18 protein-coding genes are annotated in these 17,312 nt (G+C 70.4%); 7 read left to right on the top strand and 11 right to left on the bottom strand.

All coding sequences use genetic code 11. The features are described from left to right. Positions 1-196: 196 nt before the first annotated feature. The 6 genes from ACTWQJ_RS00260 to ACTWQJ_RS00285 all read left to right on the top strand — a co-directional run bounded on the left by ACTWQJ_RS00260 (position 197) and on the right by ACTWQJ_RS00285 (position 4,482). Positions 197-1,162, top strand: coding sequence for an ABC transporter ATP-binding protein (locus ACTWQJ_RS00260; RefSeq protein ID WP_443304578.1), 966 nt, complete (start codon positions 197-199; stop codon positions 1,160-1,162). Beyond that, entirely contained in the window at positions 1,152-2,060 is a 909-nt protein-coding gene (locus ACTWQJ_RS00265) for an ABC transporter permease (RefSeq protein WP_443304561.1), read from the top strand. Before ACTWQJ_RS00260 ends, ACTWQJ_RS00265 begins: the two co-directional genes overlap by 11 nt. After that, complete coding sequence (locus tag ACTWQJ_RS00270) at positions 2,057-2,968, top strand: ABC transporter ATP-binding protein (RefSeq protein WP_443304562.1); 912 nt, start codon at positions 2,057-2,059, stop codon at positions 2,966-2,968. The genes ACTWQJ_RS00265 and ACTWQJ_RS00270 overlap by 4 nt, the downstream gene beginning before the upstream one ends. A gap of 10 nt (positions 2,969-2,978) precedes the next feature. Beyond that, a complete protein-coding gene (locus ACTWQJ_RS00275; protein WP_443304563.1) occupies positions 2,979-3,698 on the top strand; it encodes an ABC transporter permease subunit in 720 nt (239 codons plus the stop codon). A gap of 107 nt (positions 3,699-3,805) precedes the next feature. After that, a complete protein-coding gene (locus ACTWQJ_RS00280; RefSeq protein ID WP_409470990.1) occupies positions 3,806-4,072 on the top strand; it encodes an SGM_3592 family protein in 267 nt (88 codons plus the stop codon). Between the two features lie 284 nt (positions 4,073-4,356). Then, positions 4,357-4,482, top strand: coding sequence for a hypothetical protein (locus tag ACTWQJ_RS00285; RefSeq protein ID WP_443304564.1), 126 nt, complete (start codon positions 4,357-4,359; stop codon positions 4,480-4,482). Here ACTWQJ_RS00285 and ACTWQJ_RS00290 read toward each other — a convergent pair. From ACTWQJ_RS00290 to ACTWQJ_RS00330, 9 genes are all read right to left on the bottom strand, one after another. Then, positions 4,479-5,282, bottom strand: a complete 804-nt coding sequence (locus tag ACTWQJ_RS00290; RefSeq protein WP_443304565.1) for an HAD family hydrolase — start codon at positions 5,280-5,282, stop codon at positions 4,479-4,481. The genes ACTWQJ_RS00285 and ACTWQJ_RS00290 overlap by 4 nt on opposite strands. Beyond that, positions 5,279-6,556, bottom strand: coding sequence for a serine--tRNA ligase (gene serS, locus ACTWQJ_RS00295; RefSeq protein ID WP_443304566.1), 1,278 nt, complete (start codon positions 6,554-6,556; stop codon positions 5,279-5,281). The genes ACTWQJ_RS00290 and serS overlap by 4 nt, the downstream gene beginning before the upstream one ends. 555 nt (positions 6,557-7,111) lie before the next feature. Next, positions 7,112-8,044: a prephenate dehydratase gene (pheA, locus tag ACTWQJ_RS00300; protein ID WP_224739975.1), complete on the bottom strand. Its 933-nt coding sequence runs from the start codon at positions 8,042-8,044 to the stop codon at positions 7,112-7,114. 70 nt (positions 8,045-8,114) lie between these two features. Next, positions 8,115-9,413 (bottom strand): iron uptake transporter deferrochelatase/peroxidase subunit, encoded by a 1,299-nt coding sequence (efeB, locus tag ACTWQJ_RS00305; RefSeq protein WP_443304567.1) that lies wholly within the window; start codon positions 9,411-9,413, stop codon positions 8,115-8,117. 7 nt (positions 9,414-9,420) lie between these two features. Then, complete coding sequence (locus ACTWQJ_RS00310; RefSeq protein WP_443304568.1) at positions 9,421-11,370, bottom strand: copper resistance CopC/CopD family protein; 1,950 nt, start codon at positions 11,368-11,370, stop codon at positions 9,421-9,423. A 13-nt stretch (positions 11,371-11,383) separates the two neighbouring features. Continuing rightward, a complete protein-coding gene (locus ACTWQJ_RS00315) occupies positions 11,384-11,833 on the bottom strand; it encodes a copper chaperone PCu(A)C (RefSeq protein WP_443304569.1) in 450 nt (149 codons plus the stop codon). Continuing rightward, positions 11,830-12,480, bottom strand: coding sequence for an SCO family protein (locus ACTWQJ_RS00320; protein WP_443304570.1), 651 nt, complete (start codon positions 12,478-12,480; stop codon positions 11,830-11,832). The genes ACTWQJ_RS00315 and ACTWQJ_RS00320 overlap by 4 nt, the downstream gene beginning before the upstream one ends. A 99-nt stretch (positions 12,481-12,579) precedes the next feature. Beyond that, complete coding sequence (locus ACTWQJ_RS00325) at positions 12,580-13,323, bottom strand: YcnI family copper-binding membrane protein (RefSeq protein WP_443304571.1); 744 nt, start codon at positions 13,321-13,323, stop codon at positions 12,580-12,582. 170 nt (positions 13,324-13,493) lie between these two features. Further along, positions 13,494-14,306, bottom strand: a complete 813-nt coding sequence (locus ACTWQJ_RS00330) for a hypothetical protein (RefSeq protein WP_443304572.1) — start codon at positions 14,304-14,306, stop codon at positions 13,494-13,496. A gap of 243 nt (positions 14,307-14,549) precedes the next feature. Here ACTWQJ_RS00330 and ACTWQJ_RS00335 point away from each other — a divergent pair, with 243 nt between their 5' ends. Continuing rightward, positions 14,550-15,002, top strand: a complete 453-nt coding sequence (locus ACTWQJ_RS00335) for an ATP-binding protein (RefSeq protein ID WP_443304573.1) — start codon at positions 14,550-14,552, stop codon at positions 15,000-15,002. A gap of 62 nt (positions 15,003-15,064) precedes the next feature. On the opposite strand, the gene ACTWQJ_RS00340 is transcribed toward ACTWQJ_RS00335, so the two are convergent. Both ACTWQJ_RS00340 and ACTWQJ_RS00345 read right to left on the bottom strand, forming a co-directional pair. Then, positions 15,065-16,522 carry an aminopeptidase P family protein gene (locus tag ACTWQJ_RS00340; protein ID WP_443304574.1) on the bottom strand — a complete coding sequence of 486 codons (1,458 nt, stop codon included), beginning with the start codon at positions 16,520-16,522 and terminating at the stop codon, positions 15,065-15,067. Positions 16,523-16,608: 86 nt separating this feature from the next. Further along, the coding region (locus ACTWQJ_RS00345) for a PP2C family protein-serine/threonine phosphatase (protein WP_443304575.1) at positions 16,609-17,312 on the bottom strand (704 nt) is incomplete at its 5' end.

The following is a 17,312-nucleotide window of genomic DNA, read 5'->3' on the forward strand; positions in this document are numbered from 1 at the left end:
ATCGTCGTCCGGTTGCGGTACGTGCTCGTCATGAGACATCGGCGAATCTGACAGTTGTTAGAGGCTGCGTCAACAGGCGTGGCCGTTCGACCTCAGGGGGACCCTCAGGGTCCCGTACTACTCGAGAGTGACTCCAAGACGGCTCTGCGGTCTGACGACTGGCGTGGCCCGCGTCACTACCGTCTACGACGTGACTGTGATCGCGACCGAAAGCCTGAGCAAGCGGTTCCCCAGGGTGACCGCGCTTGACCGGCTCTCCGTGGACGTCGGGCCCGGTGTGACCGGACTCGTCGGAGCCAACGGGGCCGGCAAGTCCACACTGATCAAGATCCTGCTGGGTCTGTCCCCTGCCACCGAGGGCCGTGCCGAAGTGCTCGGCCTCGACGTCGCCACCAAGGGCGCCGCCATCCGCGAGCGCGTGGGGTACATGCCGGAGCACGACTGTCTGCCGCCCGACGTCTCGGCCACCGAGTTCGTCGTCCACATGGCGCGCATGTCCGGCCTGCCGCCCACCGCCGCGCGCGAGCGCACCGCGGACACCCTGCGCCATGTCGGCCTGTACGAGGAGCGGTACCGCCCCATCGGCGGCTACTCGACCGGCATGAAGCAGCGCGTGAAGCTCGCGCAGGCCCTGGTCCACGACCCGCAGCTGGTCTTCCTGGACGAGCCGACCAACGGCCTGGACCCGGTCGGCCGTGACGAGATGCTCGGCCTGATCCGCCGCATCCACACCGACTTCGGCATCTCGGTCCTGGTCACCTCCCACCTCCTGGGCGAACTGGAACGCACCTGCGACCACGTCGTCGTCATCGACGGCGGCAAGCTTCTGCGCTCCAGCTCCACCACGGACTTCACCCAGACCACGACGACCCTCGCGATCGAGGTCACCGACACCGACGAACACCCGGACGGCACCCGCGCGGTGCGCGAAGCGCTCCACGCGCGCGGGGTGACCGTCGACGCCGGCAGCGGCCTGCCCGGTGCCGGACACGTCCTGCTGATCACCGCGCAGGGCGAGGAAACCTACGACCTGGTCCGGGACACCGTCGCCGACCTCGGTCTCGGCCTGGTCCGCATGGAGCAGCGCCGGCACCACATCTCGGAGGTCTTCACGACCGACACCGACGAGCAGCGGAAGGAGGCGGTCGGCCATGGCAGTTGAGCACCCCGTAGCGTCCCCGCCGGGTGACCAGACCCGCATCCACAACATCGGCTACCGCACGTACGACGGCCCGCGCCTGGGCCGTGCCTACGCCCGCCGCTCCCTCTACTCGCAGTCCCTGCGCGGCGCCTACGGCCTCGGCCGCTCGGTGAAGTCCAAGGTGCTGCCGATGCTGCTGTTCGTCGTGATGTGCGTGCCCGCGGCCATCATGGTCGCCGTCGCCGTCGCCACCAAGGCGAACGACCTGCCCGTCGAGTACACCCGCTACGCGATCATCATGCAGGCCGTCATCAGCCTGTACGTCGCCTCACAGGCACCCCAGTCCGTCTCGCGCGACCTGCGCTTCAAGACCGTGCCGCTGTACTTCTCACGGCCGATCGAGACGGCCGACTACGTCCGCGCGAAGTACGCGGCACTGGCCTCGGCGATGTTCATCCTGACCGCCGCCCCACTGCTCGTCCTCTATGTGGGCGCTCTGCTGGCCAAGCTCGACTTCGCCGACCAGACCAAGGGATTCGCACAGGGACTCGTCTCCGTGGCACTGCTCTCGCTGCTCTTCGCCGGCCTCGGCCTGGTCATCGCGGCGGTCACTCCGCGCCGCGGCTTCGGTATCGCGGCCGTGATCGCCGTCCTGACCATCTCCTACGGCGCGGTCTCGACCCTCCAGGCCATCGCCGAGGTGCAGAACAGCACCGGATCCATCGCCTGGATCGGCCTCTTCTCGCCGATCACGCTCATCGACGGAGTGCAGTCCGCGTTCCTCGGCGCGACCTCGGCGTTCCCCGGAGGCGTCGGCCCGACGAATGGGGAGGGCGTGGTCTACGTCCTCGTCGCCCTCGGCCTGATCGCCGCCTGCTACGGCCTCCTGATGCGCCGCTACCGAAAGGTCGGACTGTGACCACGCTCTCCATCGACCATGTCTCCCGCTGGTTCGGCAACGTGGTCGCCGTCAACGACATCACCATGACCATCGGCCCCGGTGTCACCGGCCTCCTGGGCCCCAACGGCGCCGGAAAGTCCACCCTGATCAACATGATGGGCGGCTTCCTGGCCCCGTCCACCGGCACGGTCACCCTCGACGGCCGGCCGGTGTGGCGCAACGAGGCGATCTACAAGCACATCGGTATCGTCCCCGAGCGCGAGGCGATGTACGACTTCCTCACCGGCCGTGAATTCGTCGTCGCCAACGCCGAGTTGCACGGCCTTGGCGCCAGGGCCGCCCAGAAGGCGCTCGCCACGGTCGAGATGGAGTACGCGCAGGACCGCAAGATCTCCACGTACTCCAAGGGCATGCGGCAGCGCGTGAAGATGGCGTCCGCGCTGGTCCACGATCCGTCGCTGCTCCTGCTCGACGAGCCGTTCAACGGCATGGACCCGCGCCAGCGCATGCAGCTGATGGATCTGCTGCGGCGCATGGGCGACGAGGGCCGCACCGTGCTGTTCTCGTCCCACATCCTCGAAGAGGTCGAGCAACTCGCCTGGCACATCGAGGTCGTCGTCGCCGGACGGCACGCGGCCAGCGGCGACTTCCGCAAGATCCGCCGGCTGATGACCGACCGGCCGCACCGCTACCTGGTGCGCTCCAGCGACGACCGCGCCCTCGCGGCCGCGCTGATCGCCGACCCATCGACGTCCGGCATCGAAGTCGACCTGACGGAGGGCGCGTTGCGTATCCAGGCCGTCGACTTCGGCCGTTTCACCGCCCTGCTGCCGCGGGTGGCCCGGGACCACGGCATCCGTCTGCTGACGGTCTCGCCGTCCGACGAGTCCCTCGAGTCCGTGTTCTCGTATCTGGTCGCGGCGTAGGAGGCCGAAAATGTACGACCCCACAGTCGCCCGGCTCACCTACCGGGCCCTGCTCGGCCGACGCCGGGCCCTGATCCTCGGCGCGCTGCCGCTGCTGCTGATCGCCATCTCCGTGGTGGTGCGCGGCCTCGCCGGCGCGGACGACCAGACCGCCGCCGACCTGCTCGGCGGGCTGGCGCTCGCCACGATGGTGCCGATCATCGGCGTCATCGCGGGCACGGGCGCCATCGGGCCGGAGATCGACGACGGCTCGGTGGTGTACCTGCTGTCCAAGCCGGTGAAACGGCCGACGATCATCTTCACCAAGCTGATCGTCGCGATCGCCGTGACCATGGTGTTCTCGGCGGTGCCCACGCTCATCGCGGGCCTGATCCTGAACGGCAACGGCCAGCAGATCGCCGTCGCCTACACGGTGGCCGCGCTGGTCGCCTCCATCGCCTACGCGGCCCTGTTCCTGCTGCTCGGCACGGTGTCCCGGCACGCGGTCGTCTTCGGCCTCGTCTACGCGCTGGTCTGGGAGGCCCTGTTCGGCTCCCTCGTGGCCGGGGCGCGCACGTTGAGCATCCAGCAGTGGTCACTGGCGGTGGCCCACCGGGTCGGCGAGGGTGACCTGGTGACCTCGGACGTCGGGCTGCCTACCGCGACGGTGCTGCTGGTGGCGGTCACGGTGCTCGCCACCTGGTACGCCGGCCAGAAGCTGCGGTCGCTGACCCTGGCCGGGGAGGAGTGACCGGGGCCGCCCGGCCGGCGGCTCGGCCTTGACGCGGGCTTCACCTCGGTCCGGGCACACTGGGCAAAGCGGAATGCACGGGGGAAGTACGGCTGGGAGGAACGGGGATGGCAGGGCAGACGCCGGAGAGCGAGGGTCGCGGTCGGTCCGGGAACGAGGCCGGGGATGGCGCCGGGTCCGAGACCTGGGACGACCTCGTCCTGGACGAGGACTTCATACGCGCCGCCGAGACATCCGAGCCGTCCGCGCGGGCCCGGATGCTTGCCGAGCGCTGGCGTCGTGAGGAGCCCGAGCCGCAGCCGTGGCGCTCCGACGAGCCGCCTGCGGGGTGGTTCTTCAGCAAGGTGCGCCGGCGCAGGTGGCGCCGCCGGTAGCCACCGCGTGGCCCGCCCTTAATCAGTGGCGCCCAACTCGTCGTACCGGCACAGTGGTTGTGTCCACGACGCCGGATCGAACCGGCGCCACGTTCTGGGAGAGGAGTTGGGCGATGCCCATGCACGGCAGTGCGCCCAGCTCCCGACAGGGCAGCCCGCGGCGGGCTCCGGAGTAGCCCCAACGCTCCGTCGAGCCCGTCCCGCACGGGGGGCGCCCGGGGCGGCCGCTTCGAGCACGCGGATGCACTGCGTTTGCGTGGGCCGCCTTCCCAGGTGTCGCCTCTTTGAGAGGCACCCTGCGCTGGGGCGGGCGGGGGATGCGCTGGCGCTACAAGGTGCCGCTGCGCCCACCCGTGCCGCCCCAGCGGCACGACTGCCCGCAGCTACGGCCGCTGGACAGCACCTGCTAACCCAGCAACCGCTCCAGCACCACCGCGATGCCGTCCTCCTCGTTCGAGGATGTCACCTCGTCTGCCACCGCCCTCAGTTCCTCATGGGCGTTGGCCATCGCCACCCCCCGGGCCGCCCAGGCGAACATCGGGATGTCGTTGGGCATGTCGCCGAAGGCGATGGTGTCTGCGGCCTTCATGCCCAGGCGGCGGGCGGCCAGTGACAGCCCCGTGGCCTTCGAGAGGCCGAGGGGGAGGAGTTCGACGATGCCCTGGCCGGCCATGGCGACGGTGACGAAGCCGCCCGCGGCCCGGCGGGCCGCCTCGGCGAGTTCGTCGTCCGTCAGCGTCGGATGCTGGATGTAGATCTTGTTCAGCGGGGCGGCCCACAGATCGGACACATCGGTGAACGGAGTGGCCGGAAGGGCGCCCGTGACCGAGTAGCCGGGCCCGACCAGCACCTCGCCGTCCAGCCCGTCGCGGCTGGCCGCCAGATACAGCGGACCGACCTCCGCCTCGATCTTGGCCAGGGCCACCCCGGCCAGCTGCCGGTCCAGGGTCACCGACGTCAGCAGACGGTGTTCGCCGGCGTCGTAGACCTGCGCGCCCTGCCCGCAGACCGCGAGCCCGTGATAGCCGAGGTCGTCGAGGATGTGCCGGGTCCACGGGACCGCACGGCCGGTGACGACGATGTGCGCGGCGCCCGCCGCGGTGGCCGCGGCGAGTGCGTCACGGGTGCGCTGCGAGACCGACTCGTCGGAGCGCAGGAGCGTTCCGTCGAGGTCGGTGGCGATGAGACGGTAGGAGAAACCGTTGGTCACTTGGCCACCGGCTCCAGGACCTCCCGGCCGCCCAAATACGGACGCAGCACCTCGGGCACGCGGACCGAGCCGTCGGCCTGCTGGTGGTTCTCCAGGATCGCCACGATCGTGCGCGGTACGGCGCACAGTGTGCCGTTGAGCGTGGCCAGTGGCCGCACCTTCTTGTCCTCGCGGACCCGGATCGACAGACGGCGGGACTGGAACTCGGTGCAGTCCGAGGTCGAGGTCAGCTCGCGGTACTTGCCCTGCGTCGGGATCCACGCCTCGCAGTCGAACTTGCGCGAGGCCGAGGCGCCGAGGTCACCGGAGGCGACGTCGATGACGCGGAACGGCAGCTCCAGCGACGTCAGCCACTGCTTCTCCCATTCCAGCAGGCGCTGGTGCTCGGCCTGCGAGTCCTCGGGGGCGACGTACGAGAACATCTCGACCTTGTCGAACTGGTGGACGCGGAAGATGCCCCGCGTGTCCTTGCCGTGCGAGCCGGCCTCGCGGCGGAAGCAGGGCGAGAAGCCCGCGTAGCGCAGCGGGAGGCGGTCGGCGTCGAGGATCTCGTCCATGTGGTAGCCGGCGAGCGCCACCTCGGAGGTGCCGACCAGGTACAGGTCGTCGCTGTCCAGGTGGTAGACGTCCTGCGAGGCCTGGCCGAGGAAGCCCGTACCGCCCATGGCCTGCGGGCGGACCAGCGCCGGCGTCAGCATCGGCGTGAAGCCGGCCGCCGTGGCCTGCGCCAGCGCGGCGTTCACCAGGGCCAGCTCCAGCAGCGCGCCGACGCCCGTCAGGAAGTAGAAACGCGAGCCTGAGACCTTCGCGCCGCGTTCGACGTCGATGGCGCCGAGCAGCTGGCCGAGCTCCAGGTGGTCCTTGGGCTGGAAGCCCTCGGCGCCGAAGTCACGGATCGTGCCGTGCGTCTCCAGGGTGACGAAGTCCTCCTCGCCGCCCACGGGGACGTCCGGGTGGACGAGGTTGCCCAGCCGGAGGAGGAGCTCCTGGGTCTCGGCGTCGGCCGCGTCGCGCTCGGCGTCGGCCGCCTTGACGTCGGCGGCGAGCTGGCTCGCCTTCTTCAGCAGCTCGGCCTTCTCGTCCCCGCTGGCCTTGGGGATCAGCTTGCCGAGCGCCTTCTGCTCGGCGCGCAGTTCGTCGAAGCGGACGCCGGACGACCTGCGCCGCTCGTCGGCAGACAGGAGAGCGTCGACGAGCGCGACGTCCTCTCCACGGGCGCGCTGGGAGGCGCGCACACGGTCGGGGTCCTCACGGAGCAGGCGAAGGTCAATCACGCGGTCAAGGCTACCGGTGCGGGGTGAGGGCCCACGACTCACTATTCCGAGATGCGGCTTACGTGAAGGTGTGAGTTAATTGCCATGCTGTCAGTAATGATCTTCGGGTTCCCTTGGTCGGGGCATGCGAGGGATGGCTGGTTGACTGGATTTCCTTGAGGAGTACGGCACTTGGGGGTGTGGTTGTCCACAGGAATCCACACCCCTCGAAGAGTTATCCACAGGCTGTGTGAAGATCTGTGGATATCGGAGTTGATCATTCCGAAACTCATGGATGGAGCTCAGGATTCCCGGGGTAAACGTCGCTTACGCCCGCTCTTGAGTGGAAATGCTCTGCTCCGAAGGGTTGCCCGAAGGAAAAGCGTGGACGAAGGGTGACCTGCGCCCCGGTGGACACGACGAGGGCATGTCAGCCGATTTGTCGACTGAGTGGCGCTCCCCTGTCGACTTGTCCCCAGGTCGAGAAGCGGACCTGTGGATAACACCTGTGGATAACGAAAATATGCTGGTAGGACTGGCCGGAAGGGGGACTGGACAGGACTGGCCGAAAGAGCGCTAGAACCGGCCGTCCTGGCACCGGGCCACCCAATCGGCCGCCGACGAGAACTCCTCGTCCGACGTGCCCGGCAGCAGCGACCGTACGTCCGCCGTGGTCGCGTCCGCGCGCGGGTACGAGCCGAGGAAGCGCACCTGGAGGCAGATCCGCTTGAGCCCCATCAGGGCCTCGGCGACCCGCCGGTCGGAGATATGGCCCTCGGCATCGATGCAGAAGCAGTAGTTGCCGATACCGGCGCCGGTCGGCCGGGACTGCAGCAGCATCAGGTTGATGCCCCGGGTGGCGAACTCGCCGAGCAGGTCGCGCAGCGCGCCGGGGTGATCGTCGCGCTGCCACAGCACGACGGACGTCTTGTCCGCGCCGGTCGGCGCCGCGGGCCGGGCGGGGCGGCCGACCAGCACGAACCGCGTCTGGGCGTTCTCCGCGTCGTGGATCCCGGTCTCCAGTGCCTCGAGGCCGTACCGGGCGGCCGCGAACTCACCTGCGAAGGCCGCGTCGTACCGGCCCTCCTGCACCAGACGGGCGCCGTCCGCGTTCGAGGCCGCCGACTCCCAGACCGCGTCGGGCAGGTTCGCCTTCAGCCAGTTGCGCACCTGCGGCTGCGCGGCCGGGTGGGCGGTGACCGTCTTGATGTCCGACAGCTTGGTACCCGGCCTGACCAGCAGCGCGAAGGTGATCGACAGCAGCACCTCGCGGTAGATCATCAGCGGCTGGCCCGCGACCAGTTCGTCGAGCGTGGTGGTGATGCCGCCCTCGACGGAGTTCTCGATCGGCACGAACGCGGCCTCGGCCTCGCCGACGCGCACCGCGTCGAGCGCGGACTGCACGGACACGTACGGGATCAGTTCCCGGGTCGCCGCCTCCGGAAGCGTGCGCAGAGCGACTTCGGTGAAGGTGCCCTCGGGGCCGAGATACGCATAGCTCGCTGGCATGTCCTCACCCTAATGGGCACCCGGAAAACCGGCTCACGTGTCTCACGATCACCGCTCCACCGGGTGACCCTCACCCCTCCAGCAACTCCTGCCCCACGTACTGCCCTTCCGCCGCCCCACCCGGCACCGCGAACAGCCCGCTCGCCTCGTGCCGGATGAACTGCGACAAGGCATCCCCCCGGTCCAGCTTGCGCTGCACCGTCACGAACCCGCGCAGCGGATCCGCCTGCCAGCAGATGAAGAGCAGACCGGCGTCCGGCACCCCGTCGGTGTCGAAGCCGTCGTGGTACGAGAACGGGCGCCGCAGCATCGCGGCACCGCCGTTCTGGTCGGGCCGGGTGATCCGCGCGTGCGCGTTGATCGGGACGACCAGGTTGCCCTCGGCGTCCGTCTTCTCCAGGTCCATCTCGGTCGTCTCGGTGCTGCCCGACAGCGGCGCCCCGTCGGACTTGCGGCGCCCGATGACGTTCTCCTGCTCCTTCAGTGAGAGTTGCTCCCAGTCGTCGAGAAGCATGCGGATGCGTCGTACGACGGCGTAGGAGCCGTTCGCCATCCAGGCCGGGTCGTTCGAGCCGGACGCCGGCACGAAGATCCGCTGGTCGAAGTCGGAGTCGGCCGGCTTCGGATTGCGCGTGCCGTCGATCTGGCCCATCAGGTTGCGTGCCGTCATGGGGTGGGCGGTGGCGCCGGGCGAGCGGTTGAAGCCGTTCATCTGCCAGCGGACCCGGGCCGCGCTGCCCGTGTCCTTCTGGATCGCGCGCAGGGCGTGGAAGGCGACCAGGGCGTCGTTGGCGCCGATCTGCACCCACAGGTCGCCGTTGCTGCGCGCCTTGTCGAGCCGGTCGGAGGAGAAGTCGGGCAGGGGGTCGAGGGCGACGGGACGCTGCTTCTGAAGGCCCGTACGGTCGAAGAAGCTGTGCCCGAAGCCGAAGGTGATGGTCAGCGACGAAGGCCCCGCATCACGTGCCACATCCGTGTCGTCCTGTGTCGTCGGCTCGCCCGCCATCAGCCGCCGGGCCGTCTGGGACCAGCGGCGCAGCAGCGCGGCCGCCTCCTTGCGGCCCGCGCCCGCGGCCAGGTCGAAGGCGACGAGGTGGCCGCGGGCCTGCAGGGCGGTGGTGATGCCGGGCTGATGTTTCCCGTGAAACATCACCTGGTCGGCGCCCAGCGAGGTGAGCGGCGTCGCCTGCGCGGGCGCGGCGGCATATCCGACGGCACCGCCCGCTGCGCCGAGCACGAGCCCGGTGGCGCCGGCGGTACCGAGCAGCGTGCGCCGCGAGATGCCTTCCTTCTGGGCGGCTTCCGGGGAAACCGCCCCCTTGGGGCTCGCCTCGGGAGTACGGGCCTCCGGAATGGACTGGTCAGCCATGGTGGGGTCAGCCGATCTGCGCGTTCTTGGAGACGGTGGTCTGGTCGATGTCGGAGGTCCGCACGGTGACGGCGATGTTCCACTCGCCCGCCATGGGGATCTGCACTCCGTTCGCCGACCAGTGTCCGGTGGTGATGTGGTCCGGGACGACGGGCAGCGGTCCGATGTCCTTGGACTCCAGGGTGAAGGCGACCTTCACCTCGGGGATGTCGAAGGCGCGGCCGTTGGGCCGCTGCACATAGACGTGCATCTCGTTGCCGCCGACCCGCGCGGGGTCGATGTCGAGCCGTACGACGCCCTTGCCGTCCGCGCCGCCGGTGTCGAAGGTCATGTCGAGGGTCACGGCCCCGGCGTCGGAGGACGAGGACGACGGCGCCGACGTGGCCGCCTCGGCCTCCTCCACCGTGCGCCCCGGTTCGGTGGACGTCAGCAGAGTGGTCACCGTGAGCAGGGCGACCGCGACGCCCGCCTCGGCCAGCACCGAGCGGCGCAGTCCGTGGCGGATCGGGTCGGCGTCCCGGACGCGCTTCTGGCGTGCGGTATCCATGGCGGCCCGCTGCCGGGCGAGCTGGGCGGCACGCTTCGGATCTGCGGCATCCGTCCGCTTGGAGCCGGAGGCCGTCTGCTTGCCGTCCTCGGCATCCGCCCGCTTGCCGTCACCAGAAGCGGCAGGTGCCGTGACCCGTTCCTTCGTGCGCTCCCGCTGTTTCCCGCCAGTCGCGGTGACCGTGTCCGTCAGCTGGGCGGTCCACCGCCGAGAGATCCATGCGATGCCGACCAGCAGCACCACGAGCCCGACCTTGACGAGCAGCAGCTGCCCGTACCGGGTGCCGGTGAGTGCCGTCCAGGAGCCGACCTGCCGCCAGGACTGGTAGAGGCCGGTCGCGACCAGCGCGACCACGCTGCCGAACGCGATCTGCGAGAACCGCCGTACGGCCCCCGCATCGAGCGCAGCCTCCGTCGGCGCCCAGTACAGCGAGACCAGCAGCGCACACAGCCCACCGAGCCAGGCCGCCACGGCGAGCAGGTGGACGACGTCGACGGGCATCGCGATCCCGGCCTGGAGGCCGACCGAGGCGTGCTCGGCCATCGCCCAGGTCGCGGCGATCCCGGCGGCCACGACACCTCCGCCGACCGCCAGTCCGAACGTCAGGTCCCGCTTCTCCTCCTCCTCGCGTTTGTCATACGCACCGAAGAGCACGGCGATGAACAGCGCCGCCGCGGCGAGCAGCAGCAGCCTGGACACCAGGGCCGCGCCCGTCTTGGTCTGCAGCACCTGCCCGAGCAGGTCCAGGTCGAAGACGTCGCCGAACTTCCCGGAGCTGGTGTAGGAGCCGCGCAGGAGGAGCAGACCGAGGGTGGCCGCGGTGAGCGCGACCCACCCCGAGACGACGAGCCGCTGTACGGCCCGTACGCCCGAGCCGCGCGGCCAGCAGGCGAGGACGAAGGCGGCACCGCCGGCCAGCACGGTGAAACCGGCGTACGACATATACCGCCCGAACCCGTACAGCCAGCCGACGACCCCGCCCCCCGCCGTCTGGTCCGACACCGTGACGGAGGTCGAGGACGGGGCGCCGATGGAGAAGGTGTAGGCGCCGGAGACGGGGTGGCTGTCGGCCGACACCACCTGGTAGGTGACGGTGTAGGTGCCGTCGGGCAGGCCCGAGTGCAGTTTCACGGCGTACGTCGTTCCGCTGACGTTGCTCGCCGCGCCGGTGTCGGCCCGCTCGCCCTTGGGGTCGAGCACGCGCAGCGAGTCGTCGGAGAGCGAGACGGTCTCGGAGAAGGTGAGCGAGACCTGTGCCGGGGCCTTGTCGACCACCGCCCCCTGCTGGGGGTCGCTGCCGGTCAGCGCGGCGTGCGCGGAGGCCGGTGCGGCGCCGGCGAGCAGCAGGCCGACGGCGGTCAGGAGCAGCAGCACCAGGCTTCGGACGCGGGGGGCGATGGTCTGCGTCAAGGGGGTCCCTCCCTCAGTGCCCGGTCTTCGGGGTGTACGTCGCCGACTTCACCGGCATGTCCACGGTGACCACGGCCGTGGCGAAGTGCAGTTCGACGGAGACCGTCTCACCCTGTTTCGGCTTGCGCTTCAGCTTCTCGAACATCAGGTGGCTTCCCCCGCTTCTGAAGACGAGTCGACCGTGTGCGGGCACCGCGACCTCTTGGGCCTCGTGCATCGCCTGCCCGACGGTCTCGTGCACGGTCACCTCACCGACGTCGCTGGTGACCGAGGTCAACTCGACCGCCTTGCCACTCGAGTTGGCGATCGTCAGGAAGCCCGCCGCCATGGAGTCGGAGACGGGTTGCGGCATGTAGGCGGAGCTGACGGAGAGGGCGCCCTCGGCGTCGTCGGAGTCCGCGCCGCAGCCGGTGAGGGCCAGCGCCCCGGCCGTCACCGCCGCCGCGACAGCGAGACGCCTCACGGTGTCTGCCCCTTGACGAGCTTGGGGAGGTCCTTGGTGTAGTCCTCGACGGTGGCGTCCTCGCCGTAGAGGACGTAACCCCCGTCGTTCTTCGGGGAGAAGGCGACGACCTGGGTGCCGTGCGTGGAGACGATCTTGCCCTTCTCCTTCTTCGGCGGGTCGATCGAGATGCCGAGTGTGCGGGCGCCGGCCTGGATGGTGTCGAAGTCGCCGGACAGTCCGACGACTTGGGGGTCGATGCCCTTGAGCCACTTGCCGAGCGCGGACGGGGTGTCCCGCTCCGGGTCGGTGGTGACGAACACGATCTGCAGCTCGTCCTGTTCCGCCTTGGGCAGCTGCTTCTTGGCGACGGCGATGTTGTTCATCGTCAGGGGGCAGACGTCGGGGCAGTTGGTGTAGCCGAAGTAGATCAGCGTCGGCTTGCCCGCGGTCTCCTTGCGGAGGTCGTACTGCTTGCCCCGGGTGTCGGTCAGGACCAGGTCCGGCTTCTCGAAGGGCTGGTCGAGGACGGTGGCGGCCCGGTCGGAGCCGGCCTCCTCGGACACCATGGTGACGGGCGATCCGCCGTCGTCACCGCCGCTGCAGGCGGACAGGGTCAGGGTGGCGGCGGCGAGCAGCGCAGCCGCGGTGAACGTCTTCTTACGCATGGAAAAGTCCCAGATGTGAGGTCTCCGGTGCGCACCGGGGTGCAGGACGACGCCTCATGCATCGTCCGGACCCGGCGCGCACCGACGGAACGGAAGGCTTCAGGCGTTGCTGCGCCGACGGCCGGCCAGCACGCCGTACGCCACACCGGCCGCACCGACGACGATGCCGACGACGGCGAGGACACGGGCTGTGGTGTCGGTGCTGTCGGCGGGCTCGGCGGTGTCGGACGCGGTGTTCGCGGCGGCTGCCGAGGCGTCGTCGGTGCTCTCCTCTGCCGTCGAGGAGCCGTGGCTGTGGCCGTCCTCCTCGGCCTCGGACAGTGCGAGCACCGGCGCCGGGTTCTCCGGCTCCTCCTGGCCTTCCTGCGGGACCTCGATCCAGCGGACGACCTCGTCGTTGGAGTACGTCTGGATGGCCTTGAAGACCAGCTCGTCGGTGTCCTCGGGCAGCGCGCCGACGGAGACCGGGAACTTCTGGAAGAAGCCGGCCTTGATGCCGTCGCCCTTGGCGGTCCAGGTGACCTTGCTGACGGCCTCGGTGATCTGCTCGCCGTGCGAGTCGATCGGCTTGTCCAGCTCGGACTTGGTGACCTTGATGTCCCAGCCCTGCACCGGCTCCGGCATCACCGAGGACAGCGGATGGTCGGCCGGGAAGTTGATCTCGAGCTTCGTGGTCGAGGCGTTGTCGCGCTCGTTGGGGACCTTGAAGTCGACGACCGCGTAGCCGCCCTTGGCGGCCGTGCCCTCGGGCTGCACGGAGACGTGCGCGAAGCAGGGGGAGGACAGAACGACGACGGCCGAGGCGGCGACGGCGCCGACGGCGGTGATACGGGAAGCCTTCATGGGCGGTGAGCACTCCACTTCGAGTGAGGATCCGGTGGTGGTGAAGAGGGGTACGCGTGCGTGCGGGTTGATTCCTCGACGACCCTGGACAGGGCTGCACGCGCGTGTGCCGCGCGACGGCGGCACTCACCCTTCGGCCGGATTCCGAACGAAGTGGCGGTCGCGTCGCGTCAGGCGGCGAGAGCGAGCGCGGCGGACGGCGGCCCGCGCCGGATCACCGTGTGCTGGAGTGCGGTCGTACGGGGCTGGGGGCAGGTGGGCGCGGCGGCGCGCCGGAAGCGCGGGCCGGCCTCGGGCGCCGCCGGGAGCCCCGCGCACAGGGCGCGCACCAGCGCGAGCGCCCCGCGCAGGGACCGTACGAGCGCCCCTTCCGTGACCGAGTACGCCGAGAGTTCCGCCAGGCGCAGCAGGGCGAGGTCCCCGCGGCGCAGCAGCCAGCCGACGGCGATCGCCGCGAGGACGTGGCCGAGCAGCATCGGCAGGGACGGCAGCAGCGCGGCCGGGGAACCGGCGGCGGTGGCCATGGCGTCCGCCGGGTGGTGCGCGGCCTGTGCTCCCGCGTCGGGGGAGATCCCCGCGTCCGTGAGGATCCGCTGGGCCTGCGCCGGGCTGATCGCCGCCGCCGTGGTCCCGCAGACCAGCCGCGCGGCCTGTTCGACCAGGGAGGCGTCGGACGCCGGCGGGGCGGAGGCCGTGAGCGGGGTCGACCCGTGCTGTCCCAGCCCGAACAGCGTGTGCAGCGCGATCTGTCCGGCCGCGAGCAGCGCCGCGATCCCGGGCAGCGAGCGCTCGCGACCGGCGAGCGGCGCGGCGACCACGAGCACCGCGAGGAATCCCGCGCCCAGCGTCCACAGCGGAACCCCGCCGGACGCGAGCGCGTGCCCGCCCACGGACAGCACGACGCAGACCGCGGCGAACACCGCGGCCCGCAGGATCCGGAGGTCGGTTCCGGAGCGCACCGTGCGCGGCTGGGGGGCAGTCATGGCGGGCTCATCATCGCACTGGCCGGGTCGCCGCCGTACGGCAGGTCCGCAAGATTCCGTACCGTCCGGAAGATCACCAACTGCCTCGGACCAGCCCGACTGGTGTATGCGGGCCCCACATACACCGCCTGCCACCCCTGGCACATCCACCATATGGGCGGCATCACGTCGGTTTCGCGCTTACACCCGGGTACGCGCGGTAATACGTAACGGTATGTCGAGCCGCGGCCAGGAGGCTGGAGCATGAGCATCTGGTGGTCACTCCATCTTCGGCGCGAGGCCGCAAGCGTTCCGCTCGCCCGCCGCCTGCTGCTCGGCACGATGGAGACGGCGGGCGTCGACCCCGACGTCTCGTACGACCTCTCTGTGGCCCTGACCGAGGCCTGTGCGAACGCCGTGGAGCACGGCGGGGACACCGTGCACGGCTGCACCTCGGAGGCGTACCGGGTCACCGCCTACCTGGACGGCGAGAAGTGCCGTATCGAGGTCGCCGACTCGGGGCCGGGATTCGCCCGTCCCCAGGCCCGTCCGGCGCTCGCCCGCCCCGACGCCGAGTACGGCCGTGGCCTGTGCCTGATCGAGGAGCTCGCCGACCACGTCCACATCGGCAACAAGCCGGGACCGGGCGGGGCGGTGGTGAGCTTCGACAAGATCCTCAAGTGGCGTGACAACTCCCCTCTGATGACGGCGTCCTGAACCCCGCGGGGAAGCGGACCTCCGGCCGGGCACCCCGTAGGTACCCGGCCGTCAGTCCGACGTCAGCCCTTCAACGAGGCCATCCACGCCTCGACCTCGGCGGAGCGACGAGGCAGCGCGGCCGACAGATTCCGGTTCCCGTCCTCGGTCACCAGGATGTCGTCCTCGATGCGGACACCGATACCGCGGTACTCCTCCGGCACCGTCAGGTCGTCGGCCTGGAAGTACAGGCCCGGCTCCACCGTCAGGCACATCCCGGGCTCCAGGACGCCCTCCACATACGTCTCGGTCCGCGCGGCAGCGCAGTCGTGGACGTCCATGCCGAGCATGTGCCCGGTCCCGTGCAGTGTCCACCGCCGCTGCAGCCCCAGCTCCAGCACCCGCTCGACCGGCCCCTCGACCAGCCCCCACTCGACCAGCTTCTCGGCGAGCACGCGCTGCGCGGCGTCATGGAAGTCCCGGTACTTCGCGCCCGGCTTCACTGCCGCGATCCCGGCCTCCTGAGCCTCGTACACCGCGTCGTAGATCTTCTTCTGGATCTCGCTGAAGCGTCCGTTGATCGGCAGCGTGCGCGTGACGTCGGCGGTGTAGTACGTGTGCGTCTCCACGCCTGCGTCCAGCAGCAGCAGGTCACCGGAGCGCACGGGCCCGTCGTTGCGCACCCAGTGCAGCGTGCAGGCGTGCGGGCCGGCCGCGCAGATGGAGCCGTAGCCGACGTCGTTGCCCTCCACGCGCGCGCGGAGGAAGAACGTGCCCTCGATGTAGCGCTCGGAGGTCGCCTCGGCCTTGTCGAGGACCCGCACCACGTCCTCGAAGCCACGCGTCGTGGAGTCGACGGCCTTCTGCAGCTCGCCGATCTCGAACTCGTCCTTGACCAGCCGCATCTCGGAGAGGAACACCCGCAGCTCCTCGTCGCGCTCGGCGGTGACCTTGTCGGTCAGGGCCGCCTCGATGCCGGCGTCGTAGCCGCGGACGACCCGGACCGGGCCGGTTGCCTCGCGCAGGGCGTCGGCCAGCTCGCGCACGTCGGAGGCCGGGATGCCGTACAGCTGCTCCGCCTCGGTGAGCGAGTGCCGGCGGCCGACCCACAGCTCGCCCTGGCCGGAGAGCCAGAACTCGCCGTTCTCGCGGTCGGAGCGGGGCAGGAGGTAGATCGTCGCCTGGTGGCCCTCACCCTTGGGCTCCATGACCAGGACGCCGTCCTCGGTCTGGTTGCCGGTGAGGTACGCGTACTCGACCGAGGCCCGGAAGGGGTACTCGGTGTCGTTCGAGCGGGTCTTCAGGTTGCCCGCGGGGATCACCAGACGCTCGCCGGGGAAGCGCGCGGACAGCGCGGCACGGCGGGCGGCGGTCTCGGCGGCCTGGGCGATCGGCTGCAGGTCGTGCAGCTCGGTGTCGGCCCAGCCGGACTTCATGTTCTCCGCCAGCTCGTCGGACACGCCCGGGTACAGGCCGTTCTTCCGCTGCTTGATCGGCTCTTCGGTCTCTTCCGGGGTCTCCGGGGTGAGCTCGTCGGCCACGGTCATCCTCCTAGATACGGCACTGGACCCCCTCCATCGTACGGTCGCACGGAAGGGGGCCCAGGGCCGAAAGACCTCTTACTGCCTCACTCGAAACGCGCCGCCAGCAGGACGACGTCCTCCTCGCTGTCCCCCGTGTCCAGCCCGTCCGGCAGGACGGTCCGCAGAATGTGGTCGACGATCGCCTCCGGGTCGCGCCGCTTGGCCCTGGACAGTCCGGCCGCCGCCGCATGGAGCCGGGCGAAGGCGCGGTCGACGGGATCGCCGGTGCGCTGCAGCAGCCCGTCGGTGTAGAGCAGAACCGTCTCTCCCGCCGTTGCCTGCACCTCCACGCTCGGCGCCTCCCAGCAGGCGAGCATGCCCAGCGGGGCCGAGACGGAGGTCTCCACGAACTCCGTGCGCCGCTCCCCGATCAGCAGCGGCGGGGTGTGCCCGGCACCGGCCAGCGTGATCTTGTGAAGGTCGGGCTCGCAGTAGGCGAACAGCGCGGTGGCCGAGCGGGCGGGCTCGGTCAGCCGCAGCAGCAGCTCCAGGTCGGACAGGACGGCGACCGGGTCCTCGCCCTCCATCACGGCGTACGCCCGCAGCGACGCCCGCAGCCGTCCCATCGCGGCGACGGCGCTGGGCCCCGACCCGGTGACCGAGCCGACGGCGAGACCGAGGGCCGCGTCCGGCAGCGGCAGCGCGTCGTACCAGTCGCCGCCGCCGCGCGGGCCGGTGCGGTGCCGGGCGGCGAGCTGGACGCCGGAGACGCGGGGCAGCCGGGAGGGGAGCAGTTCCTCGGAGATCG

It is taken from the genome of Streptomyces sp. KR55 (assembly GCF_052245645.1).
GTDB lineage: Bacteria > Actinomycetota > Actinomycetes > Streptomycetales > Streptomycetaceae > Streptomyces > Streptomyces flavusporus.

What these genes read in the sequence shown, in the direction of transcription:
- ACTWQJ_RS00265 (WP_443304561.1), top strand. Translation starts at nt 1,152, where the DNA reads ATGGCAGTTGAGCACCCCGTAGCGTCCCCGCCGGGTGACCAGACCCGC.
- ACTWQJ_RS00325 (WP_443304571.1), bottom strand. Translation starts at nt 13,323, where the DNA reads ATGAAGGCTTCCCGTATCACCGCCGTCGGCGCCGTCGCCGCCTCGGCC.
- ACTWQJ_RS00335 (WP_443304573.1), top strand. Translation starts at nt 14,550, where the DNA reads ATGAGCATCTGGTGGTCACTCCATCTTCGGCGCGAGGCCGCAAGCGTT.
- efeB (WP_443304567.1), bottom strand. Translation starts at nt 9,413, where the DNA reads ATGGCTGACCAGTCCATTCCGGAGGCCCGTACTCCCGAGGCGAGCCCC.
- ACTWQJ_RS00330 (WP_443304572.1), bottom strand. Translation starts at nt 14,306, where the DNA reads ATGACTGCCCCCCAGCCGCGCACGGTGCGCTCCGGAACCGACCTCCGG.
- ACTWQJ_RS00280 (WP_409470990.1), top strand. Translation starts at nt 3,806, where the DNA reads ATGGCAGGGCAGACGCCGGAGAGCGAGGGTCGCGGTCGGTCCGGGAAC.
- pheA (WP_224739975.1), bottom strand. Translation starts at nt 8,044, where the DNA reads ATGCCAGCGAGCTATGCGTATCTCGGCCCCGAGGGCACCTTCACCGAA.
- ACTWQJ_RS00320 (WP_443304570.1), bottom strand. Translation starts at nt 12,480, where the DNA reads ATGCGTAAGAAGACGTTCACCGCGGCTGCGCTGCTCGCCGCCGCCACC.
- ACTWQJ_RS00275 (WP_443304563.1), top strand. Translation starts at nt 2,979, where the DNA reads ATGTACGACCCCACAGTCGCCCGGCTCACCTACCGGGCCCTGCTCGGC.